The organism is Pseudomonas fortuita (genome assembly GCF_026898135.2).
In the GTDB taxonomy this organism is placed as follows: Bacteria; Pseudomonadota; Gammaproteobacteria; order Pseudomonadales; family Pseudomonadaceae; genus Aquipseudomonas; species Aquipseudomonas fortuita.
In genome coordinates, this window is record NZ_CP114035.2 from 5,133,448 (window position 1) to 5,157,454 (window position 24,007).

Consider the following 24,007-nt stretch of genomic DNA (forward strand, 5'->3'; position numbering starts at 1 on the left):
CAGCGACGATTTCATCAAGCAAACGCAAATTGCTCTTATTCAATGATCCTGGGCCTGCTAAGCTTGCACGCCGGTTTTTCGCTCACGCCCAGGATCCTTGATGTCCTCGTCGCTGTTCCGACTCTCTCCTCTGCTGCTGGCCTTTGCCCTCGCCGCCTGTGACGACGCCCCGCGTTTCACCCAGGCCGAGCCTGGCGAAGCATTGTCGGCCGGCAAGGCGACCGTGCAGCGCGCTGACCGCAACGCCTATTCCCTGCCTTCGGCCAACCTCTCGCCCGAGCGCCGCGTGGACTTCGCCGTGGGCAACAGTTTCTTCCGCAACCCCTGGGTCATCGCGCCGTCCACCACCACCGCCCGCGACGGGCTGGGCCCGCTGTTCAACACCAATGCCTGCCAGAACTGCCATGTTCGCGATGGCCGTGGCCACCCGCCAGCGCCGGGTGACAGCAACGCGGTGGGCATGCTGGTACGCCTGTCGATCCCCGACCAGCCCTACCTGGCCAAAGTGATCGAGCGCCTCGGCGTGGTACCGGAGCCGGTGTACGGCACCCAGCTGCAGGACATGGCCATCCCCGGCGTGGCGCCTGAAGGCAAGGTGCGGGTCAGCTATACACAGCAAACCGTGTCGTTCAAGGACGGCCACCAGGTCGAACTGCGCAAACCTGCCCTGCAGATCACTCAGCTCGGCTATGGCGTGATGCACCCCGACACGCGGTTTTCGGCGCGGGTCGCCCCGCCCATGATCGGCCTGGGCCTGCTCGAAGCCATTCCCGAAGCCGACCTGCTGGCCAACGAAGACCCGGACGACCGCAACCACGATGGCATCCGCGGGCGGGCCAACCGGGTGTGGGACGATGCCCAGGGCAAGACCGTGATCGGCCGCTTCGGCTGGAAAGCCGGTCAGCCCAACGTCAACCAGCAGAACGTGCATGCCTTTGCCGGTGACATGGGCCTGACCAGCACCCTGCAGCCACACGATGATTGCACCCCGGCCCAGGCCGACTGCCTGGCCGCACCCAACGGCGACGGCGCCAACGGCGAGAAAGAAGTCAGCGACAACATCCTGCGCCTGGTCACCTTCTACACCCGCAACCTGGCCGTGCCGGCCCGCCGCGATGTGGGCGCGCCGCAGGTGCTGGCGGGCAAGAACCTGTTCTACCAGGCTGGCTGCCAGGGTTGCCACACACCGCAGTTCACCACGGCTGCCGAGACTACCGAACCAGAACTGGCCAACCAGGTCATCCGCCCCTACAGCGACCTGTTGCTGCATGACATGGGCCCAGGCCTGGCCGACGAACGCACCGAATTCGCCGCCAACGGCCAAGACTGGCGTACCGCGCCACTGTGGGGCATCGGGCTGAGCGAAACAGTGGCAGGCCACAGCCAGTTCCTGCATGACGGCCGCGCCCGCAACCTGCTTGAAGCCGTGCTCTGGCATGGTGGTGAAGCCGAGGCGGCACGCAACTTCGTACTCACTTTCAATGCCGAGCAACGCACTGCGTTGCTGGCGTTCCTGAACTCACTTTAAAACGCGCTAAGGAGCCGGGCATGTTCCGACCCAAACTGTTGTTCACCAGCCTCGCCGCACTCGCCCTCGGCGCCTGCTCGCCGCAGGACCCGCAAGCCGTGACCTCCGCCGCCATCGCCAAGCAAGTGATCCTGCCCACCTACAGCCGCTGGGTCGAAGCCGACCGCACGCTGGCCGCCAGCGCCCTGGCCTACTGCGAAGGCAAGGAAGACCTGGCCAAGGCCCGCGCCGACTTCCTCAACGCGCAGAAGGCCTGGGCCGAGCTGCAGCCGCTGCTGGTCGGCCCGTTGGCCGAAGGCAACCGCGCCTGGCAGGTGCAGTTCTGGCCCGACAAGAAGAACCTGGTCGGCCGCCAGGTCGAACAGCTCGTCAATGGCGACAAGCCGGTCGATGCCGCGACTCTGGGCAAGGCCAGCGTGGTGGTACGTGGCTTGTCAGCCTACGAGTACATCCTGTTCGACAGCAAGCCGGACATCGCCACTGCCGAGCAGAAAGCCCGCTACTGCCCGCTGCTGGTGGCCATCGGTGAACACCAGAAGGTCCTGGCCGAGGAGATCCTCAAGGGCTGGAACAGCACCGACGGCATGCTTTCGCAGATGACCAAGTTCCCGAACCAGCGCTACGCAGACTCTCACGAGGCAATCGCAGACCTGCTGCGCTCCCAGGTCACCGCCCTGGATACCCTGAAGAAGAAGCTGGGTGCGCCGATGGGTCGCCAGAGCAAGGGCATCCCGCAGCCGCTGCAAGCCGAAGCCTGGCGCAGCCACAATTCGCTGAAGAGCCTGGAGGCCACCCTCAAGGCCGCCGAAACCGTTTGGGTCGGGGTCGACAACCAGGGCCTGCGCGGCCTCCTGCCCAGCGATCAGAAAGCGCTGGCAGACAAGATCGACGCCGCCTACGCTACCTCGCTCAAACTGCTGGCCGACAACCAGAAAACGCTCGGTGAGCTGCTGGCCAACGACGCAGGCCAGCAAACCCTCAACCAGCTCTACGACAGCCTCAACGCCGTCCATCGCCTGCACGAAGGCGAGCTGGCCAAGGCGCTGAACATCCAGCTGGGCTTCAATGCCAACGACGGTGACTGATCATGCTGCGACGCCAGGCACTCAAACTCGGTAGCGTATTGCTCAGCGCCCTCACCTTGGGCGGCTGGAGCCTGTTCCGCAACAAAGGCAGCGAACCTTTGCTGCTCTCGGCGCGTGACGATGGCGACGGCAAGCACTATGCCGTCGGTTTTCGCCTGGACGGCACCCAGGTGTTCAGCACCCAGGTCGCCCAGCGTTGCCATGCCATCGTCCACCACCCCGAGCAGCCGATCGCCTTGTTCGTCGCCCGCCGCCCCGGTACCGAAAGCTACCTGGTCGACTTGCGCGACGGGCGCCTGCTGCAAACGGTGGTTTCGCAGCCTAACCGGCACTTCTACGGCCACGCGGTGGTACACAAGGGCGGCGAATGGCTGTATGCCACCGAGAACGACACCACCGACCCGGGGCGCGGCGTGCTTGGCGTATACCGTTTCGAGGGCGAACGCCTGGTGCACACCGGCGAGATCCCGACCCACGGCATTGGCCCGCATGAGGTCGCCTGGCTGCCCGATGGTGAAACACTGATCGTGGCCAATGGCGGTATCCGTACCGAAGCCGAAAGCCGGGTAGAGATGAACCTCGACGCCATGCAGCCAAGCCTGGTGCTGATGCAGCGCGACGGTACCCTGCTGAGCAAGGAAACCTTGGCCCAGCAGATGAACAGCGTGCGCCACCTGGCGGTGGGCAGCGATGGCACCATTGCTGCCTGCCAGCAGTTCATGGGCGATGCCGACGAAACTGCCGAGCTGTTGGCGATCAAACGCCCGGGCGAGCCGTTCAAGGCCTTCCCGGTGCCGGAACGCCAGTTGCAGGCCATGGCCCAGTACACTGCCAGTGTCGCCATCCACAGCGAACTGCGACTGGTGGCGCTGACTGCGCCAAGGGCCAACCGCCTGTTCGTCTGGGACCTGGACAGCGGCGCGGTGCGGCTGGACGCGCCCATGCCCGATTGCGCGGGGGTTGGCGCGGTGAAAGACGGCTTTGTCGTCACCTCCGGGCAGGGCCGTTGCCGCTTCTACGATTGCCGCAAGGCCGAGCTGGTCGGGCAGCCGATGAACCTGCCGTCCGGTTTCTGGGACAATCACCTGCATCTTGTCTGATTGATCCGCTGCCTGCACCGGCCCTATCGCCGGCAAGCCAGCTCCCACAGGTACACCACAGGTCCTGAAACCTACGGTGTACCTGTGGGAGCTGGCTTGCCGGCGATAGGGCCGGTGCAGACAATTCACTCCCCTTCAATCAAAAAACAGTCAATACTTCCCCCATCCACACGTGGGCAGGATCGCCCGTTGTCGTGTCCAGGCTAATAACAACCGTATCCAGGGAACCGGACCTATGCTGCGCCGCCGCATGCTGATCATGTTGGCCGTGGTTCTGCTGATCGTGCTGGCCTTGGGGGGCTACAAGGCTTTCTCCATCTACCAGCAGATCCAGATGTTCACTGCCCCCAAGCCGCCCATCACCGTAGCGGCAGCCTTGGCCGAACAGCGCCAGTGGCAGGAGCGCCTGCCCGCCGTCGGCAGCCTCAAGGCCCTGCAGGGTGTGGAACTGAGCCTGGAGGTAGAAGGGATCGTCAAATCCCTGCACTTCGACTCGGGCCAGCAGGTCAAGGCCGGGCAACTGCTGCTGCAACTCAACGACGACCAGGAAACGGCCCTGCTCGGCACCGCCCAGGCTGACCTGGGCCTGGCCAAGGTCGATTTTGGCCGGGGCAGCCAGCTGGTCGGTGACTCGGCCATCTCCCGTGGCGAGTTTGATCGCCTAAGCTCCCAGTACCGCCGAAACCAGGCGGTGGTCGAGCAGCTCAAGGCGCAGAAGATCAAGAAGAGCATCAACGCCCCGTTCAGCGGCACCATCGGCATCCGCCAGGTAGACATCGGCCAATACCTCGCCGCCGGCACGATGATCGCCACCCTGCAGGATACGTCCAGCCTGTACGTCGACTTCAACGTACCGGAACAGGCCCTGCCGAAGCTGAGCCTGGGCCAGCAGGTGCTGTTACAGGTGGCCGCCTACCCGGGCCAGACCTTCCCCGCCAGCCTCAGCGCCATCAACCCCAAGGTGGAAGAAACCACACGCAACCTGCTGGTCCGTGCCGTCCTGGCCAACCCCGACGGCAAGCTGCTGCCAGGCATGTTCGCCAACCTGCTGATCTTGTTGCCAAACCCTCAATCACAAGTGGTGGTGCCGGAAAGCGCGATCACCTACACCCTGTATGGCAACTCGGTGTACGTCGCCACGCCAAAGAAGGACAAGGATGGCCAGCCCGAAACCGACGACAAGGGCCAACCCAGGCTGGTCGCCGAACAACGCACGGTTCAAACCGGCGAGCGCCGCGACGGTGTGGTGGTGGTCAGCAAGGGCCTGCAGGCCGGCGAACAGGTGGTCACCGCCGGGCAACTGAAGCTCACCCCGGGCGCCGCGATCCGCATCGGCCAGGACCAAGCCCTCAAGCCCGAACAGGGCGTCCCGGGCAAGGACTGACAGGAGGCTGGCATGGCGTTTACCGATCCGTTCATCCGTCGCCCGGTGCTGGCCAGCGTGGTTAGCCTGCTGATCCTGCTGCTGGGCTTCCAGGCCTGGAACAAGCTGCAGATCCGCCAGTACCCACAAATGGAAAACGCCCTGATCACGGTGACCACCGCCTACCCCGGGGCCAACGCCGAGACCATCCAGGGCTACATCACCCAGCCGCTGCAGCAAAGCCTGGCCAGCGCCGAAGGCATCGACTACATGACTTCGGTGAGCCGGCAGAACTTCTCGATCATTTCCATCTACGCGCGTATCGGCGCCGACAGCGACCGGTTGTTCACCGAGCTGCTGGCCAAGGCCAACGAAGTGCGCAACAAACTCCCTCAGGACTCCGAAGACCCGGTGCTCAGCAAGGAAGCCGCCGATGCCTCGGCGCTGATGTACGTCAGCTTCTACAGCAAGGAAATGAGCAACCCGCAGATCACCGACTACCTGTCGCGGGTCATCCAGCCCAAGCTGGCCACGTTGCCAGGCATGGCCGAGGCGGAGATTCTCGGCAACCAGGTGTTTGCCATGCGGATCTGGATCGACCCGGTGAAGCTGGCCGGCTTCGGCCTGTCTGCCACTGACGTGACCAATGCGGTACGCCGCTACAACTTCCTGTCTGCCGCCGGTGAGGTGAAGGGCGAGTACGTGGTCACCAGTATCAACGCCAGTACCGAGCTGAAATCGGCCGAGGCATTCGCCGCCTTGCCGGTCAAGACCAGCGGTGACAGCCGTGTGCTGCTGGGCGATGTTGCGCGAGTCGAGATGGGGGCAGAAAACTACGACACGGTCAGTTCGTTCGACGGTACTCCGTCGGTGTATATCGGCATCAAGGCCACCCCGGCAGCCAACCCGCTGGATGTGATCAAGGAAGTTCGGCGCATCATGCCCGAGCTGGAAAGCCAGCTGCCCTCGGCGCTCAAGGTGTCGATCGCCTACGACGCCACCCTGTTCATCCAGGCCTCCATCGACGAAGTGGTCAAAACCCTCGGTGAAGCGGTGCTGATCGTCATCGTGGTGGTGTTCCTGTTCCTCGGCGCCCTGCGCTCGGTACTGATCCCGGTGGTGACCATTCCCCTGTCGATGATCGGCGTGCTGTTCTTCATGCAAATGATGGGCTACTCGCTCAACCTGCTGACCCTGCTGGCCATGGTGTTGGCCATCGGCCTGGTGGTGGACGATGCCATTGTCGTGGTGGAGAACATCCACCGGCACATGGAGGAAGGCAAGTCGCCGTTCGACGCGGCACTTGAGGGCGCCCGGGAAATTGCCATGCCAGTGGTGTCGATGACCATCACCCTGGCTGCCGTCTATGCGCCGATCGGCTTCCTCACCGGGCTTACAGGGGCCTTGTTCAAGGAGTTCGCCCTGACCCTGGCCGGGGCGGTGATCATTTCCGGCATCGTGGCCCTGACCCTTTCACCGATGATGTGCGCCCTGCTGCTGCGCCGGGAGCAGAACCCCAGCGGCCTGGCCCATCGCCTTGACCAGCTGTTCGAACGCCTGAAGGTACGCTACCAGCGCCTGCTGCACGCCACCCTCGACAGTCGGCCGGTGGTGCTGGTGTTTGCCGTGATCGTGCTGTGCCTGATCCCGGTGCTGCTCAAGTTTACCCAGAACGAACTGGCACCCAACGAGGACCAGGGGGTGATCTTCATGATCAGCAGCTCGCCGCAGCCGGCCAACCTCGATTACCTCAACGCCTACACCGACCAGTTCACACCCCTGTTCAAAACCTTCCCCGAGTATTACTCGTCGTTCCAGATCAATGGTTTCAATGGTGTGCAGAGCGGCATTGGTGGTTTTTTGCTCAAGCCCTGGAACGAGCGCGAACGTACACAGATGGAGCTGCTGCCGCTGGTGCAGGCCAAACTTGAGGAAGTCGGCGGCCTGCAGATTTTCGGCTTCAACCTGCCCTCGTTGCCCGGCACTGGCGAGGGCCTGCCGTTCCAGTTCGTGATCAATACCGCTGGCGACTACCCGGCGCTGCTGGAGGTGGCCCAGCGCATCAAGACGCGCGCCCAGGCATCTGGCAAGTTCGCCTTCCTCGACATCGACCTGGCCTTCGACAAGCCTGAAGTGGTGGTCGACATCGACCGGGCCAAGGCGGCGCAGATGGGGGTGTCGATGGACACGTTGGGCGGCACACTGGCCACCTTGCTGGGCGAGGCGGAAATCAACCGCTTCACGCTGGAAGGACGCAGCTACAAGGTAATTGCCCAGGTCGAGCGGCCATACCGCGACAACCCCGGCTGGCTGAACAACTACTACGTGAAGAACGACCAGGGCCAACTGCTGCCACTCTCGACCCTGATCACCCTCACCGACCGCGCCCGCCCGCGCCAGCTCAACCAGTTTCAGCAGTTGAACTCGGCGATCATCCAGGGCGTGCCCATGGTCAGCCTGGGCGAAGCGCTGAAGACCGTGCAGGACATTGCCCGCGAAGAGGCCCCCGAAGGCTTCGCCTTCGACTATGCCGGCGTGGCCCGCCAATACGTGCAGGAAGGCAGCGCGCTGTGGGTGACCTTCGGCCTGGCACTGGCGATCATCTTTCTGGTGCTGGCAGCGCAATTCGAAAGCTTCCGCGACCCGCTGGTAATCCTGGTGACGGTGCCATTATCCATCTGCGGGGCGCTGCTGCCGCTGTTCCTGGGTATATCGAGCATGAACATCTACACCCAGGTGGGGCTGGTGACCTTGATCGGGCTGATCAGCAAGCACGGCATTCTCATCGTCGAGTTCGCCAACCAGCTGCGTGAGGAGCGCGGCCTGAGCGTGCGCGAGGCCATCGAAGAAGCGGCGGCCATTCGCCTGCGGCCGGTGCTGATGACTACGGCGGCGATGGTGTTCGGCATGGTGCCGCTGATTCTGGCGACCGGCGCCGGGGCGGTCAGCCGTTTTGACATCGGGACGGTGATCGCCACCGGGATGTCGATTGGCACACTGTTTACCTTGTTCGTGCTGCCTTGTATCTACACCTTGTTGGCGCACAAGACGAATGCCAAGGAACCTGCAATAGCCTGACCGGCCTCTTCGCGGGCTTGCCCGCTCCCGCAGACAGGGCATCGGGCCTGACATGGGTGCAGTACCTGTGGGAGCGGGCAAGCCCGCGAAGAGGCAGTATGGGTACAGAAGGCCGATAGAAAATCACTGCTACGCAACACAATCTAATAATTACCGCTCACAAGCTCCCACATCATTCAGATTCACGGCTGATCTTCCTGCTCGCCAGTGAAAGACTGAACAACTGTCTCATCCACTCTGCCCGGTAACTATTAGACTCAGAATGGCAGGCTACCCGCGAGCCAGACGTCTTCCAGCAAAATTCAAACACTCCTGGAAATGGCTTCGGTAAAAAATCCTACACCTTGATCAGAAGTTTCGCCACCCTCTTCGGCTTGTACATCTTGGGCTTAACGCTATTATCAAAAACGTCGCAATGACGCGACGCACACATGGATAAATCAATAATTTTCAAAAACCACCCCTCTACCGGCAAGGTGGTTATTGACCCTCTAAAAGACAATTGCATGCTTCGGATATCCGCAATATCCAAAATCACGATGCTGGCAATTAAACGCACCGATGTATTGAAAGATTCAGGCTATACGTTACAGTTCAGGGCAGCGGGAATCGTCTCTCTATGAGTCAGGCCAAAAACTTTAAAATCACCATTCTTCGCCCATTGCTTTTGATTCTTTTATGTCTATTAGGCGTTTTTCCTCTGGACGTCATCCTTCCTTCGTTCCCTGCGCTTTCAGAAGCCTTTCAAGTAGAACCAAAGCAAATAGCTTACTCTGTAAGCTTATTCGCGTTTGGCGTAGCTGTGGCGCAAATATTTATTGGCCCTCTGTCTGACCGAACTGGGCGTAAAAGGCTATTAATCGTTGGTTTGGGGGTATCCATTGCTGGGGCTATTGGCTGCCTAATTTCAACTGACTATGAGATTTTTTTGGCATTTCGGTTGTTGCAAGCCGCCGGCTGTGGCAGCTTGGTTCTTGGCCAAGCACTTGTACAGGACCTGTATAGTGGAAAGCAGCGCAACACCATGCGCATCTTGTTGACGAGTGCAAGTGGTTTATTCATATCCATCTCGCCCGTCGCCGGTGCAGCTATCCAACAATCAATCGGCTGGACAGGCAGCTTTACTGTATTTATTGGAATAGCCATCTCAGTCATCGTGCTTGCATGGGTTCTGCTGAACGAAACACCTGTTTTATGCGCGGGTAATTCAGGTGTTCAAAGTTATATTGTGATGTTGCGCGACGCCTTCTATGTAACCTATTCCCTACAGGCCCCTTTAGCGTTCGCCTGCCATTTTTCCTTCATCGTCGTTGCACCACTGGTACTGATGGAGCAGCTAGGCCTTACGCCGTATCAGTTTTCCGTTGTATTCATCGCCTACGGGCTGGCGTATGTCGTTGGTGGTGCCATCGCGACTTTCTTGAACAATCGCATCAGCGCACAAGCTCAGATCTGCGCGGGATTTCTACTGATGGGCTCCGCAGGTGCGGCCCTATTGATTTGGCAGTGGGTGGCAGGGCTGACAGTAATAGGCCTCATGATACCGATGATTTTATGTACAGCAGGAACGACGTTGGTACGCCCCGCTGCGGCTACGCAAGCATTAGCCCGCTATCCGCAGCAGGCAGGGGCAGCAGCGTCGCTCAACACAACAGTGCTATTTGCCGGGGGTGGTTTCGCAGGCACTGTGATTGCGTCAGCTGAACAGCTGCTTCCATTGAGCCTGGGGATTCTGTTCTTGAGCAGCGCCCTTGGCGGTTTCCTGCTGCTCACGCGCCTCAAAGGCAATAGCCTGCAGCACTGCTAACTTTTGCAGAAGAGGCCAGAAAGCCCGACACAAAAATGCCAGAGGCCCCGCAATCGCGAGGCCTCTGGCATTTCTAGCTACCGCAGGGTTCAACCAAATGGCCGTAACCCCTGACGCAAACCAAACAGGAACAGCAAAAGGTCCTGGTCCGGCGCAACCTGTGCCTGCTGCTGCTGTTTCGCTTCCCGCGGCAACGCGCACTGGTCGGCCATTTCAGCCTTGCTGAACACGGTCGGCCTGGGCTCTTCCCAGGCAGCCACCGCCACGGTGGTGACCGCCAGGCCAGCTACCAGGAACAAAGCTCGAGCTATTTCTAGTTTCATTACCCTAACCCTTTGACAGCGCTGCCAAACGCCATCTGGTAAAAGTAGAGCAGCGTCTGCCATTCCGCGTCATTGAGCGACGAATGGCGGCGCAGTTGGCGCAGGTCGTTGCCAGCCGCACGCTGACAACTGATGCGCCGCCTGCACTTCTCAAGGTCCAGCAGCGCCACTTCGACGCGCGCTTGCTCGCCTTCGCCAATCACCTTGATGAATACGTGCTTGCCATACAGGCAGCCGTGCTGCCAGTGCCCCAGGTGCATACGCGCCAGGTTATCCGCCAGGTCCTTGAGCATGCGCTCATGCACCACCTGCGGGTAGCGCTCGCGGGCACCTTCGGCATGCCAGGTGTCTAGCTCGACAAAACCATCCAGCGCTTCGCTCACCAGCAGCGCACGCCACTGGTGGTCGGCATCGCGTTCGGCGCCACAGAAGACAATGCGGGGTACACGCACACCCAGTTGCTCGAAACTGTTCAACGCATCGAGTTCACGCAATACGGTCGGCCGGCCGAAAGGGTGCAGCAGGCTGCGGTAGATATGCCCGACCTGGCGCTTGGCATACAGCAGCTTGCCGCTGGCATCGTTGAGGCGTTGCACACCACTCTCGCCGCCGCGGCGCTGGTTAGGCTCCTCGACCCACTCGCCCTGTTGGCGCCAGTAAAAATCGAACCGCGACTCCCCGTTCTGGGCTACAGCCATCAAACACTACCCCTTACGCAATACATAGACCCGCCACATGGCATAGAACGGCAGGAAGTCGAGGCGTTCCTGGATTCTGAAGCCGGCGGCCCTGAATTCTTCTTCAACCGTTTCGGCAGGTAACACGAAACGGTTCTGGTAATTGTCCTGCTCGGCCTTGGCACTGCGGCGGTGTTCCAGTTTCTTCCGGCGCCAGGCCTTGAAATTGCCATCCACCCACAGTGAAAGGATCACACTATCACGGCTAACCCGCTGAAATTCTGAAAGAATGGTCTTTCGGTGGGCAGATTCGCCAATGTGATGGAACAGGCGCATGCAGAAAATGCTGTCCACCGCGTTATCCGGCAGGTCAATGGCAAACGCTGACGTCTGCAAAGGACGTACCCGCGCCACCACTTCTGGCGGTTGCGCGGCGCACGCTGTCTCGATCATCGCTTCAGAATTGTCGGCACCAATAATCACCCTGTTGGGCTTTTCTGCCAACAGCGGCCAGAAGCGGCCCGCACCGCACGGCAGGTCCAGTACCAGGCCAGGCTCGCCTGCCAATGCCAGGGCGCGGCGCGCCAGTTGCTCATCTCGCTTGTGGGAAAGGCGTCGCGCCAGGCCGTCCTGGTGCTTGAGAAAGTACTCACGCGCATGGTCTTTGTCGTACTTCTCGGAAAATTCAAGCTTGATGGGGCTACGCATTGGGCATCTCCTGACTCCAGTGCCGCTCACCTTAGGCAAGCAAGCGTTGGAATCAGGTCACGCCAATGTGAAAAAAATGTTGCCCTCCCTTCGACCTGTTACAAGCCATTACTCGGCCATGGCGTTCAGGTCGCCTTTGCCCGTGGTACTGCTCAGGTCTACCTGGAAACGGCAACCATGCGGCAAGGTGGATGTCAGGGTGACACGCCAGCCTTGGTCATCACAGATCCGCTGTACCAGCGAAAGCCCCAGCCCCAGGCCCTCACCGCGCCGCTCATCGCCGCGTACGAACGGCTTGAACATGGCCTCGCGCTGCTCTTCGGGAATGCCCACACCGCTGTCCTCCACACTGAAACCGTTGGCTTCCAGGCTCAGGCGGATGTAGCCGCTGTCGGTGTAGTGCGCAGCATTACGCAACAGGTTACCCATCACTGACTGCAGGAAAGTGGCGTTGTACAGCACCGGGCTTGCGCTGACGCGGCCATCGAAGTACAGGGTAAGGCCCTTCTGCTCGATGGTATCGCGCCACACGCCGATAAGCTCGTCGGCCACTTCGCGAAGGGTCGCCTGCGAAGCCACCGCCCCCTCGTCACGCTGCGCCCGCGCCAGCATCAGGAAGGTCTTGACCAGTTCGCGCATTTCTTCGGTGGCCCGCGCCACGCGCTCCACCTGGCTACGCGCGCGGGCGTCGAGGTTGGGGTTCTCCATCAGCAGTTCGCAGGACGTGGCCAACACCATCAAAGGCGTACGCAGTTCGTGGCTGACGTCACTGGTGAACAGCCGTTCGCGGGTCAGTGCGTCGCGCAGGCGGCCCAGGGTGTCATCGAAAGCCACTGCCAACTGGCCAACTTCGTCCGCGGCATAGTCCGGTGCCAGCGGCGGGGCCAGGCCCAGCAGCTGGTCACGGTGGCGTACCTGGCGAGCCAGGCGGATCACCGGCGCCATCACCCGGCGCGCCACCAGCCAGCCGAGGATAACGGCCAGCACCAGGCTGAGCACGAAGCCCACCACCACCACCGCGAACAGCACGCGCTCGCGTTCTTCGAAGTCGCTCTGGTCCTGCAGCAGCACATAACGGCGGCCATCGACGATCTCGACCATGGCGTGGTACGACAGCTGGTCGCGAAACACCTCGTGAAAGCCCCGGTCGAGGTGGCGCAGGTCTTTGGGCAGCTCGAAGTCGTCACGCCCGCCGCTGAAGTAGAACAGCTGATCGGGGCGTGGCCGGTGGCTCCAGTCGCTGACGCTGTCCATGCGCAGCAGGCGCTGCAGGTCACCGCCCAATACCGAGGAAATCAACCGCTCTTCGACCAGGTGCACAGTGGCAACGATGCCGAAGGCGAACGCCCCGGCCACCAGCGCGCTCATCAAGGCAAAGGCGATGATGATGCGCTGGGCAAGGCTTTGCTTAAACTCCATCGCGACCCTCGGCGAGGCGATAGCCGACGCCATGGACGGTATGCAGCAACGGTTTTTCAAACGGTTTGTCGATCACCTGGCGCAGCTGGTGTACATGGCTGCGCAGGCTGTCGCTGTCAGGGCAGTCGTCGCCCCACAAAGCCTCTTCCAGCACTTCGCGGCGCAGTACGTGCGGGCTTTTCTGCATCAGCACTGCCAGCAGCTTGAGACCGACCGGGTTGAGCTTGAGCAAGCGCCCCTGACGGGTAACCTCCAGGGTGTCGAGGTCGTAGCTGAGGTCGGACACCTGCAGCGTGCGGCGCCCACCGCCCTGGGCACGGCGCAGCACCGCTTCGATGCGGGCCGCCAGCTCCGACAGGGCGAACGGCTTGAGCAGGTAGTCGTCGGCACCGGAGCGGAAGCCTTGCAGGCGGTCGTCCAGCTGGTCGCGGGCGGTAAGCATGATCACCGGCGTGTCGCGGCGGGCGTCCTCACGCAAGCGCTTGCAGAGGGTGTAGCCATCGATGCCGGGCAGCATGATGTCCAGCACGATCAGGTCGTAGTGTTCGGTGGCCGCCAGGTGCAGGCCGGACAGGCCGTCCTGGGCGCAGTCGACGGTATAGCCCTTCATGCCCAGATAATCGGCCAGGTTGGCCAGGATATCGCGGTTGTCTTCAACCAAAAGAATGCGCATCGGTTTCTCCTGTGCGGCGCTTCTCGCTGTGGTGCGCGGCAGGCGCAGCTTAAGGCCAATGCCTGCATGGTGCCAGCCCCAAGCAAAATTCACCGCACTTGACGGTTTTTTCACTGATCCTTCACGGACACAGGATAGCGGGCGGCCGACAATGCCCGATCTTTTTCGTGCCCTGGAGCCGTCATGCAGCAACGAACCCGCCCTCGCCCGATCAATTACTGGCTGTACCTCGGCATACCCTTGGCGACTGCGCTGGCCTTGATCCTGCTGGAGCTGACTTCAGTCGACATGGATGTGGCCAACCTGTTCTTCGATCCCGCTGCCGGGCAGTTCATTGGCCGCCACAGTTATCTGCTGGAAACCATCCTGCACGACCGGGTCAAGCAACTGGTGATCTTGCTGGGTGTGTTGTCGCTGCTGACGTTTGCCGCCAGTTTCTTCTGGAAGCGCCTGTTCGGCTGGCGCCGCGAACTGGGCTGCCTGGTGCTGGCCCTGGGCCTGTCCACAGCCTTTGTCACGCCGCTGAAAAAGGTGACCCAGGTGCAGTGCCCGTGGAGCCTGACCCAGTTTGGCGGCACGGAAACCTACAGCAAGCTGCTGGAGCCGCGTCCGGCCACCGACAAGCCTGGGCTGTGCTGGCCGGGTGGGCATGCAGCTACCGGGTTCTGCCTGTTTGGTCTGTTCTTCATGCTGCGTGATCGCAAGCCGCGGTTGGCACGGGTGGCGTTCGTAGTGGCGCTGATAGCCGGATCGGTGCTGGGTGTGGGGCGGATGATGCAGGGGGCGCACTTTTTGTCGCACAACGTGTGGACGGCCGTGTTCTGCTGGTTGATCGGGTTAGGGTCGTATTACCTGGTTCTGTATCGGCGGGGCGTGGTGGAAGCGCCATCTGTCGAACCTAGCGTCGCCTGACAGAGGGGCCGCTTTGCGGCCCATTCGCAGCACAAGGCTGCTCCTACAAGGGTACGCGTCGGTGCCGGACTGCACGCGATACCTGTAGGAGCAGCCTTGTGCTGCGAAGAGGCCCTCACAGGAAAATAAAAAGCCCCGGTTCTCACGAACCGGGGCTTTTTAATGGTGCAGGGGGGAAAGGCTGGCTTACATCATGCCGCCCATGCCACCCATGCCGCCCATATCTGGCATGCCGCCGCCAGCTGGGGCTTCGCTCGGAGCGTCAGCAATCATGGCTTCGGTGGTGATCATCAGACCGCCGATCGAAGCAGCAGCTTGCAGGGCCGAACGGGTGACCTTGGCCGGGTCCAGGATACCCATCTCGATCATGTCGCCGTATTCGCCGGTAGCAGCGTTGTAACCGTAGTTGCCGGAACCTTGTTTGACCTTGTCAGCGACAACGCTTGGCTCGTCGCCGGCGTTGGCAGTGATCTGGCGCAGCGGCGCTTCAACAGCGCGACGCAGCAGGGCGATACCGACGTTCTGGTCTTCGTTGTCGCCTTTCAGGTCAACGATTGCGTTCAGGGCCCGAACCAGGGCAACACCACCGCCAGGCACCACGCCTTCTTCAACGGCTGCACGGGTAGCGTGCAGGGCGTCTTCAACGCGGGCTTTCTTCTCTTTCATTTCAACTTCGGTGCCGGCACCGACCTTGATCACGGCAACACCGCCAGCCAGCTTGGCCAGACGCTCTTGCAGCTTCTCACGGTCGTAGTCCGAGGAAGTCTCTTCGATCTGGGCACGGATCTGCTTGACGCGTGCCTGGATGTCATCTTCAACGCCAGCGCCGTCGATGATGGTGGTGTTTTCCTTGGACAGGATGACGCGCTTGGCGTTACCCAGGTGCTCCAGGGTAGCGGTTTCCAGGGACAGGCCGATTTCTTCGGAGATGACCTGGCCGCCGGTCAGGACAGCGATGTCCTGCAGCATGGCCTTGCGACGGTCGCCGAAGCCCGGAGCCTTGACAGCAGCAACCTTGACGATGCCGCGCATGTTGTTGACTACCAGGGTAGCCAGCGCTTCACCTTCAACGTCCTCGGCAACGATCAGCAGAGGGCGGCCGGCCTTGGCAACGGCTTCCAGAACTGGCAGCAGCTCACGGATGTTGGAGATCTTCTTGTCGACCAGCAGCAGCAGTGGGCCTTCCAGCTCGGCAACCATGGTGTCCGGCTTGTTGACGAAGTACGGCGACAGGTAGCCGCGGTCGAACTGCATGCCTTCTACAACAGACAGTTCGTTATCCAGGCCCGAGCCTTCTTCAACGGTGATCACGCCTTCTTTACCGACTTTTTCCATGGCTTCGGCAATGATGTTGCCGATGGAGTCGTCAGAGTTGGCGGAGATGGTGCCTACCTGAGCGATGGCCTTGGAGTCGGCGCATGGCTTGGACAGGTTTTTCAGCTCGGCAACAACGGCGGCGGTCGCCTTGTCGATGCCGCGCTTCAGGTCCATCGGGTTCATGCCGGCAGCGACGGCTTTCAGGCCTTCGTTGACGATGGCCTGAGCCAGAACGGTAGCGGTGGTGGTGCCGTCACCGGCAGCGTCGTTGGCCTTGGAAGCAACTTCCTTGACCAGCTGGGCGCCCATGTTTTCGAAGGCGTCTTTCAGCTCGATTTCTTTGGCGACGGAAACGCCGTCCTTGGTGATGGTTGGCGCGCCGAAGCTCTTGGCCAGTACCACGTTACGGCCTTTCGGGCCCAGGGTCGCTTTTACAGCGTCAGCCAGTACGTTGACACCAACCAGCATTTTCTTACGAGCGGAATCGCCAAACTTTACGTCTTTAGCAGCCATGATCGTTTAATCCTTGAAATTCTTTGGAGTAACGGGAAGTCGGGGAAATCAGCCTTCGACAACGGCGAGGATTTCGTTCTCGGCCATGACCAGCAGGTCTTCGCCATCGACTTTCACGGTGTTGCTGCCCGAGTAAGGGCCGAAGACCACTTTGTCACCCACTTTCACGGCCAGCGCGCGAACTTCGCCGTTGTCCAGGATGCGACCGGTGCCGACGGCTACAACTTCGCCGCGGTTTGGTTTTTCAGCGGCCGAACCCGGCAGGACGATACCGCCAGCGGTTTTCGATTCTTCTTCGCTGCGACGGATGACTACGCGGTCATGCAGAGGACGAAGCTTCATTGTCGATCTCTCCCAAATTGTGGTTTTCATCGGCCGGTATCGACACCGGCGGGTTGATGCTGTCCGGCGTTGCCGGGAAGTGGCCCGCGTTGGGCGAACCACTTGTGTAATGTCTGGTGTTGCCACCAGAAACCTTGCGGTGACCACATACATGAGGCCGCCATAATCAATTACAAGGCTAGGTACACAAAATTTTTCATCAGGCCGAAAAAGACCGGGGCCGCTTTTGCGGCCCCGGTGCGTTCTACTTGTCGCGGCGCTCGTACTCGCCTTCGATCACGTTCGGGCGATGGCCGCCCTCACGCGGCTGCGCCTGGAACGGGTCGTCCTGGAACGCTCGCTGGCGCATGGCCTGGGCCTCGGCACGCTCGCGCATCTTGCGCGCAGCCAGATGACGGGTGAACGGCAGGAGGCACACCAGGCCGAGCACGTCGCTGATGAAGCCTGGCAACAGCAGCAGGCCGCCACCGACGGCCAGCATCATGCCCTGGAACATGTCTTCGGCGGGCAGTTCACCGCGCTGCAGGCTCTCACGGGCACGCAATGCGGTGGCCAGCCCGGCCACCCGCATCACCAGCACGCCCAAGGCGGAGCCGGCGATGATCAGCAGCAGCGCCGGGAAGAACCCGATCGCGGCACTGACCTTCACGAACACGAACAGCTCCAGCACGGGAAACAGCAGAAACAACAGTAGAAAAGCACGCATCAAAGCAATCCTCGTTGGAAGACAACCTTCCTGTAAGACCTACAGATGGATGCAGATGCTCGGTTTTTCAACCCTCGACCTGCGCCGCAGTAGGCCACTGGTCAGCGCGCGCCAGCAAAACAAGGGCTTCGCGGACTTGTGTCGGCGTATTGCAAATACTGGGAAAAGGCAACCAGTGCACCGCCTGGCCAATGCGCAGGTGCATGCCCTCGCTGTCCACCCCGGCCATCTGCGCCGGCACATGCTGTGGCAGGTCGGTCAGCGCTACATAGTGGGCGATGGCGTTGGCATGATCGCTGTTCATGTGCTCGACCATGCTCGCCTCGGCTTTGCCGGCGAACGGGTTGGGCAAGGTCACCTGGTCGAGCCAGTGGATCGCGCCAAAGCCGCCAATGTAGCGGTGACGCACGGGCTGCAATACCCAGAAGTCGAAGTCGTGGGCCTTGTGGTAGTTGGCTGCGTCCGGGAAATAGCGGTAGTAGCGCTCGGCAGCCGCTTCCACAGTGGCCTCGTCGACCAGCTTGTGCGCCTCGGCCATCACGGTCAGGCGCCCTACTGCCTGCACATCCTCGGCCTCGCGCTCACCCACCAGCAGCGAGCACTTGGGGTCTTTCTGCAGGTTGTGGGTGTGCTGGGCGATGCGGCTGATCAGGATCAACGGGTTACCGTCGGCGTCAAGGCAATACGGCACGACCGAGCCGAACGGGTAGCCCGGCATTGACTTGGAATGGGTCGAGAGCACGCCGCGGTACTCCTTGAGCAGCAGTTCCCGGGCTGGGCGGATGGCGTTGGTACTCACTTGAGGGCAGCTCCTGGCGGACTGGGAGGGGGACAAGATAAGCATTATCACCCAATGCTGCCAATGGGGCTGCCGTGCAGCCCCCGGCGATTTACCAGGTGACGCCGAAGCCAGCGGTATAGCGGGTCTTGTCCAGGTCACTTTCACGCGTGCCGGTGATGATGTCCTTTTCAGCCTTGAGGTTGAGCGAGGCCCACTCGGTGACCTTGTAGCGCAGGCCAACTTCGGCATCCAGCGAGTAGTCGGCCACGCCACCCAGCGGCTTGGCGAACTCGCCGTTGGTAAACAGCTGCACGTTCTTGCCGATCAGGTAGCGGGTGTAGTCCCACTTTACCGCTGCGGAATAGAAGTTGTCCTTGCCGCCGTCCTGGTACTCGAAGTCGGTGCGGTTGATCAGTGAACCCAGCGAGAACGCCCCCAGTTCATCGTCCCAGAACTGGTAACCCGGGCCGGTACCGACAGTGCGCTGACGGGCCAGGTCTTCGATGCGGTCACGCTTGTATTCCGCACGCCCCTGCCAGAACCACTTCTCGGTAATGAAACGGTCCAGTGCGTACTCGGCGCTCCAGTTGTCGGTAGTGGTGACGTCGTCCTTGGTCTCGCGGTTGTATTCGCCTTCGGCATTGTGCCGCCAGCGGCCATGGCGAGCGGTGGTCTTGAAGCCTACGTCGTAATCGTCGGTGTCGTTCTCGGCGCGCTTGTAGTCCAGCGCCACATCGACGTTGCCTTTCCACACGAAGTCCTCGACCAGCGGTTTGGGCTTCATGATCTGCTCGATGCTGGCCAGTTCCACAGTCTTCGGCGCCTCGCCGTTGGCCAAGGTCACCTTGCCGGGCTCTGCGGCTTTCAGCGACTTGGCTTTTTCACCGGTGTAGGCGTCTTGCTTGACCAGCATCTCCTGGTCGCTTTCCAAGGTCTGGACTTGTTTCCAGTCCAGCGCAATGGACCCACCGTACGGGGTTTCCAGCAGCAGCTTGCCGCCGTCGAAGACTTTGATCTTGCCACTGAGCCGGTCACCGTTCTTCATCCATACGGTGTCGGCCAACACCGGAGAGGCGCACAAGGAGGCAGCTAGCAGGCACAACAACGATCTAGAATACATAAGCGGGCTATGGGTTCGATTTGACAAAAAAGCCGGGCATTATCCAGATACCGACGGCCAGAGCAAGGACAGACCGAGCACATGGCGTTGAGTTCAACTCTCATTTGCCGGACCACCGGTCCAGTTTCATCTGCAGCCCAAGGGGGGCGTGATGTCTGATGGATATGAGCACGCACTGGGGAGTGCCGAGGGCCGACGAACGGTGTTGTACTCGGTACTCGGCCAAGTGCCGCCCGGCAAGGTGGTGAGCTACGGCCAACTGGCCGAGCTGGCGGGGCTTGGCCGCGCGGCACGTTGGGTCGGGCGCACCCTTGGGCAGCTGCCGGCAGACACCCGGCTGCCCTGGCACCGGGTACTCGGCGCAGGTGGCCGGCTGAGCCTGGCATTGGGTACGCCATCAGGGGATGAACAGCGGGCGCGATTACGCGCAGAGGGTGTGAATGTAGCCAACAATCGTGTGGATATGTCGCGCCATGGCTGGCGCCCAATGGAGCACAGCGGTTAGAGTGCGCGCTTTGTTTTCGTAAACTTGAGGCAGATGTTGGCCCATGCCCCGTAAAACCTGGCGCGCTGCGCTTGCTGCCTATGCCAGCCCGTCAACCTTGGTACTTTTGCTGCTCGGTTTCGCCGCTGGCCTGCCCTACATGCTGGTGTTCTCGACCCTGTCCGTGTGGTTGCGTGAAGCCGGCGTTGCCCGCGAAACCATTGGTTACGCCAGCCTGATCGGCCTAGCCTACGCCTTCAAATGGGTGTGGTCGCCGCTGCTGGACCAATGGCGCCTGCCGCTACTCGGCGGCCTGGGGCGCCGGCGCTCGTGGTTGCTGCTGTCGCAAGCGCTGGTGGTGGTCGGGCTGGTTGGCATGAGCCTGTGCGACCCGCAACAACACCTGTCGTGGTTGATTGCCATGGCGGTGCTGGTAGCGTTCGCCTCTGCCACACAAGATATCGCCGTCGACGCCTATCGCCTGGAAATCGCCGACGACCAACGCCAGGCCGCACTCGCCGCCAGCTACATGGCCGGTTACCGGGTGGCCGCATTGCTCGCCACGGCAGGCGCACTGTTCTTCGCCGAATGGTTCGGCTCCACGGGTTTCAGCTATTTGCACAAGGCCTGGGCCGGCACGTATGTGATGTTCGGGGTGATGATGCTGCCCGCCCTGTTCACCACGCTGGTCATGCGCGAGCCGCCAGTGCCCATGCGTACCCAATTGTCGGCAGCGCGCTATGGGCTGATGCACCAGCTGGCGTCGGTGTTCGTACTGATCATCCTGCTGGTGTCGGTACCCGCCAGCTTTACCCAGATGTTCAATACCGGCTGGTCCAGCGTCATTTCCGGTGATGCCACGCCGCTCGACCTGTTGCTGGAAGACCGCGCGTTCCTGCGCCTGATCCTCTATGTGCTGCTGAGCTGGGCGTGCCTGTCCAGCCTGGGCCGCCGGGGCCTGGCCCCGGTGCTGACCCCGGTCAACGACTTCATCACCCGCTATCGCTGGCAGGCCCTGCTGCTGCTTGGTCTGATCGCCACGTATCGCATGTCGGATACCGTGATGGGCGTGATGGCCAACGTGTTCTACATCGACATGGGCTTCACCAAGGACCAGATCGCCAGTGTCAGCAAGATCTTCGGCCTGATCATGACCTTGGTCGGCGCCGGGGTTGGCGGCCTGCTGATCGTGCGTTTTGGCATCATGCCGATCCTGTTCATCGGCGGTATAGCCTCGGCCGGCACCAACATCCTGTTCCTGATGCTGGCCGACATGGGGCCGAACCTGGAAATGCTGGTGGTGACCATCTCGCTGGACAACTTCAGCTCCGGCATGGCCACCTCGGCCTTTGTTGCCTACCTGTCGAGCCTGACCAACCTGAAGTTCTCGGCGACGCAGTACGCGCTGCTTAGCTCGATCATGCTGCTGTTGCCGCGGCTGATCGGCGGGTATTCAGGGGTTATGGTGGAGAAGTTCGGCTACCACGACTTCTTCCTGATCACCGCATTGCTGGGTGTGCCTACGCTGATTCTGATCGCCCTGCAGTGGCGCCAGGAAGCCGGGCGAGGCAAGCCGGTGGCAGAGGAAGGTTCAGCCGCTGAGCGGCCCTGAAAGAACTCTATCCCTGTACCGGCCCTTTCGCGGGTAAACCCGCTCCCACAGGTACTGCACAGCGCTCAAAGACGGTGCCGTACCTGTGGGAGCGGGTTTACCCGCGAAAGGGCCGGTACAGCCAACTGAATTTACTGAGCAACAGCCCCTTCCCCAGGCCGCCCACCGACGACAAACCACAACGGCCACAACGCCAGAGCCCCCGCCACACCCGCCGCCATGGCAAAGTGCAACAAGCTGGCCCCGGCGCCGATCATCGCCAGCACCGCACCGCCCAACCCCAGCAGGGCAATGGTGATCATGCCCAGCATGGCCGAGACCAGGCCTTTGCTCTGTTCGCTGGAGAACAATGTCATGCGGTACAGCACAGCGTTGGCCACACCCAGCCCCAGCGCGTACAGCGACATGCCCGCCACCACACTGGTAACGCTCGGCCAGTACCAGGTCGCCAGCACCATCAGGCACAAGCCGGCCAGGTAAGGCCATAGCGCGCCACGCACCAGGGCCGGGAGTGGGTAGCGATCGGCGATGCGGTTGATGATCAGGTTACCGAGGATCAGCCCGCCAAACACCGGCAGCTGCCACAACGCATATTCCATCGTGCTCAGCCCCTCATCGTGGATGAGCAGCACCGGCGAGAGGCCGATCCAGCCAATCAGCGGCAAACCGACCAGGCCCAACGCAGCGCTGCCAGCGACAAAGCGCCGGTTCGTCAGCAACTGACCGTAGCCCGCCAGCAGTGGCAGCAGGTGAATCGGCGTGAACGCCAGGCGCGAGCCGTCGCGGCGTTCCACACCGAGAGTCTCCGGCATCAGGCGGTACAACAGCCCCCACACCAGCACCGCGCCAATGGCAAAGGCCACGAACAGCCAGCGCCAGTCCAGCCACTGCAGCAGCAGGGTTCCCACCAATGGCCCAAGCAGGGGTGACAGCAAGGCGATGTTGGCCAGCAAGGCCATCATGCGCACAGCGTCAGCCTCGCTGAAGGCTTCGTTCAGGGCCGGGTAGCTGACTGTGACGACAAAGCCGAGGCCGATGCCCTGCAACAGGCGCAGCAGGTTGAACAGGCCAATGTCGTGAACCCAGAAGGTGGCCAGACAGGCCAGGCCGAAAAACGCGCAGCCAACCAGAAGCAGCGGACGCCGGCCATAACGGTCGGCCAGTGGACCGATCAGCCATTGCAGCACCACGCCCCCCAACAGATAGAGGTTCAGGGCATGGGGGATGTAGTCGGGGCTGGCGTTCAGGTCGCCCACCACCACCGGCATGGCCGGCATGACGGCGTCGCTGGCCAAATAAGTCAGCAGCTCGAACAAGGCCAGGGTCAGGCCGAACAACAAGGCGCGCAGCGGGGTGATGTACAGCAGTGGTTTCATGATGGCATATCGGGTGTGGCAGGTGGGGCCAGGGTATATGCCAGAAAAGTCGAGCAATTGCTGTGAACAAGTGTAAAACCGGGGCCGCTTCGGGGCTTGCCCGCTTCCACAGAGGTCAAGCAATCCCTGTGAGAGCGGGCAAGCCCGCGAAAGGGGCACGCAGCGGCCCCTTTGATGACAACGCGGTACTACTGCGTGGCCGTTTCCTGCACCACACGAATCACCCGCTGCGGAAACGGAATGTCGATCCCCTCGGCTTTCAGGCGGTCACGCGCCTGCTCGTTGAGCATGAACATCACGTCCCAGTAATCGGACGTCTTGGTCCACAAGCGCAGCGAGACGGTAATCGAGCTGTCGCCCAGCGTCGCCACTACTGCCTGCGGTGCCGGGTCGGGCAGAACACGCGGGTCCTTTGCCAGCTCCAGCAGCACGTTGCGGGCCTTCTGCAGGTCGGCCTCGTAGTCCACACCCACATCGAATACCACCTTGCGGGTAGGCTGGCGGTTGGTGTTGGTAATGATGCCGTTGGACAGGCTGCCGTTAGGCATGATCACAGTCTTGTTGTCACCGGTACGCAACACGGTGTGGAAGATCTGGATGCTGTCGACTGTCCCGGCAACGCCCTGCGCCTCGATCCAGTCACCGATGCGGAAGGGGCGGAACATCAGGATCAGCACACCACCGGCAAAGTTCGCCAGGCTGCCCTGCAAGGCCAGGCCGATAGCCAGGCCCGCAGCACCGATAGCGGCCACGAACGAGGTGGTCTCGATGCCGATCATCGAGGCCACGCTGACCAACAGCAGCACCTTCAGCACGATGTTCGCCAGGGTGCTGATGAAACCCTGCAGCGCCAGGTCGGCGTTGCGCAAGCCCACCAGCTTGCCGAGGCGTGCGCTGACTTTGTTGATGATCCACCAGCCCACCGCCAGGGTCAGCAGTGCCAGCAGCACACGGCTGCCGTACTCCATGATCAAGGGGATCCAGGTCTGGGATTGGCGGACGAGCTGATCGACTTCAGCGTTCAAATCCATATTCATCTCCTGATGCCGAGCGGCAAGTACACGGTAGAACAGGCTGCGCGCA

21 protein-coding genes are annotated in these 24,007 nt (G+C 61.6%); 9 read left to right on the forward strand and 12 right to left on the reverse strand.

Annotated elements, in window-relative coordinates; genetic code table 11:
- Positions 1–100: 100 nt before the first annotated feature.
- The 6 genes from OZ911_RS23500 (at position 101) to OZ911_RS23525 (ending at position 9,961) form a co-directional block, all read left to right on the forward strand.
- Positions 101–1,528 carry a di-heme oxidoreductase family protein gene (locus tag OZ911_RS23500; RefSeq protein WP_016488925.1) on the forward strand — a complete coding sequence of 476 codons (1,428 nt, stop codon included), beginning with the start codon at positions 101–103 and terminating at the stop codon, positions 1,526–1,528.
- 20 nt (positions 1,529–1,548) lie between these two features.
- Positions 1,549–2,613 (forward strand): imelysin family protein, encoded by a 1,065-nt coding sequence (locus OZ911_RS23505; protein ID WP_016488926.1) that lies wholly within the window; start codon positions 1,549–1,551, stop codon positions 2,611–2,613.
- Between the two features lie 2 nt (positions 2,614–2,615).
- On the forward strand, positions 2,616–3,713 hold the full coding sequence (locus tag OZ911_RS23510; RefSeq protein WP_016488927.1) for a DUF1513 domain-containing protein: 1,098 nt from the start codon (positions 2,616–2,618) through the stop codon (positions 3,711–3,713).
- Between the two features lie 235 nt (positions 3,714–3,948).
- A complete protein-coding gene (locus OZ911_RS23515; protein ID WP_016488928.1) occupies positions 3,949–5,097 on the forward strand; it encodes an efflux RND transporter periplasmic adaptor subunit in 1,149 nt (382 codons plus the stop codon).
- 12 nt (positions 5,098–5,109) lie between these two features.
- Positions 5,110–8,154: a multidrug efflux RND transporter permease subunit gene (locus tag OZ911_RS23520; RefSeq protein WP_016488929.1), complete on the forward strand. Its 3,045-nt coding sequence runs from the start codon at positions 5,110–5,112 to the stop codon at positions 8,152–8,154.
- A 619-nt stretch (positions 8,155–8,773) separates the two neighbouring features.
- A complete protein-coding gene (locus OZ911_RS23525; protein WP_023047342.1) occupies positions 8,774–9,961 on the forward strand; it encodes an MFS transporter in 1,188 nt (395 codons plus the stop codon).
- Positions 9,962–10,050: 89 nt separating this feature from the next.
- Here OZ911_RS23525 and OZ911_RS23530 read toward each other — a convergent pair whose 3' ends face one another.
- The 5 genes from OZ911_RS23530 to colR all read right to left on the reverse strand — a co-directional run bounded on the left by OZ911_RS23530 (position 10,051) and on the right by colR (position 13,761).
- A complete protein-coding gene (locus OZ911_RS23530; protein WP_023047343.1) occupies positions 10,051–10,284 on the reverse strand; it encodes a hypothetical protein in 234 nt (77 codons plus the stop codon).
- Positions 10,284–10,982 carry a lipopolysaccharide kinase InaA family protein gene (locus OZ911_RS23535; protein ID WP_070086390.1) on the reverse strand — a complete coding sequence of 233 codons (699 nt, stop codon included), beginning with the start codon at positions 10,980–10,982 and terminating at the stop codon, positions 10,284–10,286. The genes OZ911_RS23530 and OZ911_RS23535 overlap by 1 nt, the downstream gene beginning before the upstream one ends.
- 6 nt (positions 10,983–10,988) lie before the next feature.
- Positions 10,989–11,669 carry a class I SAM-dependent methyltransferase gene (locus OZ911_RS23540; protein WP_016488933.1) on the reverse strand — a complete coding sequence of 227 codons (681 nt, stop codon included), beginning with the start codon at positions 11,667–11,669 and terminating at the stop codon, positions 10,989–10,991.
- Between the two features lie 108 nt (positions 11,670–11,777).
- A complete protein-coding gene (locus tag OZ911_RS23545; protein ID WP_016488934.1) occupies positions 11,778–13,088 on the reverse strand; it encodes a sensor histidine kinase in 1,311 nt (436 codons plus the stop codon).
- Entirely contained in the window at positions 13,078–13,761 is a 684-nt protein-coding gene (gene colR, locus OZ911_RS23550) for a two-component system response regulator ColR (RefSeq protein WP_016488935.1), read from the reverse strand. Before colR ends, OZ911_RS23545 begins: the two co-directional genes overlap by 11 nt.
- A gap of 183 nt (positions 13,762–13,944) precedes the next feature.
- Between colR and OZ911_RS23555 the strand changes: the two genes are divergently transcribed.
- The gene (locus OZ911_RS23555; protein ID WP_016488936.1) at positions 13,945–14,673 is read left to right on the forward strand and encodes a phosphatase PAP2 family protein; all 729 of its coding nucleotides are present in this window, start codon (positions 13,945–13,947) and stop codon (positions 14,671–14,673) included.
- 186 nt (positions 14,674–14,859) lie between these two features.
- Here the strand turns inward: OZ911_RS23555 and groL are convergent, their stop codons facing one another.
- The 5 genes from groL to OZ911_RS23580 all read right to left on the reverse strand — a co-directional run bounded on the left by groL (position 14,860) and on the right by OZ911_RS23580 (position 19,452).
- Positions 14,860–16,503, reverse strand: a complete 1,644-nt coding sequence (groL, locus tag OZ911_RS23560) for a chaperonin GroEL (protein WP_016488937.1) — start codon at positions 16,501–16,503, stop codon at positions 14,860–14,862.
- A 48-nt stretch (positions 16,504–16,551) separates the two neighbouring features.
- Positions 16,552–16,845, reverse strand: a complete 294-nt coding sequence (locus OZ911_RS23565) for a co-chaperone GroES (protein ID WP_016488938.1) — start codon at positions 16,843–16,845, stop codon at positions 16,552–16,554.
- A 244-nt stretch (positions 16,846–17,089) separates the two neighbouring features.
- Positions 17,090–17,551 carry an FxsA family protein gene (locus OZ911_RS23570; RefSeq protein ID WP_023047345.1) on the reverse strand — a complete coding sequence of 154 codons (462 nt, stop codon included), beginning with the start codon at positions 17,549–17,551 and terminating at the stop codon, positions 17,090–17,092.
- A gap of 67 nt (positions 17,552–17,618) precedes the next feature.
- The gene (locus tag OZ911_RS23575) at positions 17,619–18,350 is read right to left on the reverse strand and encodes a HugZ family pyridoxamine 5'-phosphate oxidase (protein ID WP_023047346.1); all 732 of its coding nucleotides are present in this window, start codon (positions 18,348–18,350) and stop codon (positions 17,619–17,621) included.
- A 91-nt stretch (positions 18,351–18,441) separates the two neighbouring features.
- The gene (locus OZ911_RS23580; protein WP_016488941.1) at positions 18,442–19,452 is read right to left on the reverse strand and encodes a DUF481 domain-containing protein; all 1,011 of its coding nucleotides are present in this window, start codon (positions 19,450–19,452) and stop codon (positions 18,442–18,444) included.
- A 151-nt stretch (positions 19,453–19,603) separates the two neighbouring features.
- Here OZ911_RS23580 and OZ911_RS23585 point away from each other — a divergent pair, with 151 nt between their 5' ends.
- Entirely contained in the window at positions 19,604–19,957 is a 354-nt protein-coding gene (locus OZ911_RS23585) for an MGMT family protein (RefSeq protein ID WP_016488942.1), read from the forward strand.
- Positions 19,958–20,000: 43 nt separating this feature from the next.
- A complete protein-coding gene (locus OZ911_RS23590; RefSeq protein WP_016488943.1) occupies positions 20,001–21,548 on the forward strand; it encodes an AmpG family muropeptide MFS transporter in 1,548 nt (515 codons plus the stop codon).
- A 131-nt stretch (positions 21,549–21,679) separates the two neighbouring features.
- Here OZ911_RS23590 and OZ911_RS23595 read toward each other — a convergent pair whose 3' ends face one another.
- Both OZ911_RS23595 and OZ911_RS23600 read right to left on the reverse strand, forming a co-directional pair.
- The gene (locus OZ911_RS23595) at positions 21,680–22,924 is read right to left on the reverse strand and encodes an MFS transporter (RefSeq protein WP_023048842.1); all 1,245 of its coding nucleotides are present in this window, start codon (positions 22,922–22,924) and stop codon (positions 21,680–21,682) included.
- A 188-nt stretch (positions 22,925–23,112) separates the two neighbouring features.
- On the reverse strand, positions 23,113–23,955 hold the full coding sequence (locus OZ911_RS23600; RefSeq protein WP_016488945.1) for a mechanosensitive ion channel family protein: 843 nt from the start codon (positions 23,953–23,955) through the stop codon (positions 23,113–23,115).
- Between the last annotated feature and the right edge of the window lie 52 nt (positions 23,956–24,007).

Excerpts from the sequence above, each read along its gene's own strand:
- OZ911_RS23570 (WP_023047345.1), bottom strand. The coding sequence starts at position 17,551 with ATGCGTGCTTTTCTACTGTTGTTTCTGCTGTTTCCCGTGCTGGAGCTG.
- OZ911_RS23530 (WP_023047343.1), bottom strand. The coding sequence starts at position 10,284 with ATGAAACTAGAAATAGCTCGAGCTTTGTTCCTGGTAGCTGGCCTGGCG.
- OZ911_RS23520 (WP_016488929.1), top strand. The coding sequence starts at position 5,110 with ATGGCGTTTACCGATCCGTTCATCCGTCGCCCGGTGCTGGCCAGCGTG.
- OZ911_RS23500 (WP_016488925.1), top strand. The coding sequence starts at position 101 with ATGTCCTCGTCGCTGTTCCGACTCTCTCCTCTGCTGCTGGCCTTTGCC.
- OZ911_RS23510 (WP_016488927.1), top strand. The coding sequence starts at position 2,616 with ATGCTGCGACGCCAGGCACTCAAACTCGGTAGCGTATTGCTCAGCGCC.
- OZ911_RS23595 (WP_023048842.1), bottom strand. The coding sequence starts at position 22,924 with ATGAAACCACTGCTGTACATCACCCCGCTGCGCGCCTTGTTGTTCGGC.
- OZ911_RS23505 (WP_016488926.1), top strand. The coding sequence starts at position 1,549 with ATGTTCCGACCCAAACTGTTGTTCACCAGCCTCGCCGCACTCGCCCTC.
- OZ911_RS23585 (WP_016488942.1), top strand. The coding sequence starts at position 19,604 with ATGTCTGATGGATATGAGCACGCACTGGGGAGTGCCGAGGGCCGACGA.
- colR (WP_016488935.1), bottom strand. The coding sequence starts at position 13,761 with ATGCGCATTCTTTTGGTTGAAGACAACCGCGATATCCTGGCCAACCTG.
- OZ911_RS23600 (WP_016488945.1), bottom strand. The coding sequence starts at position 23,955 with ATGGATTTGAACGCTGAAGTCGATCAGCTCGTCCGCCAATCCCAGACC.
- OZ911_RS23515 (WP_016488928.1), top strand. The coding sequence starts at position 3,949 with ATGCTGCGCCGCCGCATGCTGATCATGTTGGCCGTGGTTCTGCTGATC.
- OZ911_RS23555 (WP_016488936.1), top strand. The coding sequence starts at position 13,945 with ATGCAGCAACGAACCCGCCCTCGCCCGATCAATTACTGGCTGTACCTC.
- OZ911_RS23540 (WP_016488933.1), bottom strand. The coding sequence starts at position 11,669 with ATGCGTAGCCCCATCAAGCTTGAATTTTCCGAGAAGTACGACAAAGAC.
- OZ911_RS23525 (WP_023047342.1), top strand. The coding sequence starts at position 8,774 with ATGAGTCAGGCCAAAAACTTTAAAATCACCATTCTTCGCCCATTGCTT.
- OZ911_RS23565 (WP_016488938.1), bottom strand. The coding sequence starts at position 16,845 with ATGAAGCTTCGTCCTCTGCATGACCGCGTAGTCATCCGTCGCAGCGAA.
- OZ911_RS23580 (WP_016488941.1), bottom strand. The coding sequence starts at position 19,452 with ATGTATTCTAGATCGTTGTTGTGCCTGCTAGCTGCCTCCTTGTGCGCC.
- groL (WP_016488937.1), bottom strand. The coding sequence starts at position 16,503 with ATGGCTGCTAAAGACGTAAAGTTTGGCGATTCCGCTCGTAAGAAAATG.
- OZ911_RS23535 (WP_070086390.1), bottom strand. The coding sequence starts at position 10,982 with ATGGCTGTAGCCCAGAACGGGGAGTCGCGGTTCGATTTTTACTGGCGC.
- OZ911_RS23545 (WP_016488934.1), bottom strand. The coding sequence starts at position 13,088 with ATGGAGTTTAAGCAAAGCCTTGCCCAGCGCATCATCATCGCCTTTGCC.
- OZ911_RS23590 (WP_016488943.1), top strand. The coding sequence starts at position 20,001 with ATGCCCCGTAAAACCTGGCGCGCTGCGCTTGCTGCCTATGCCAGCCCG.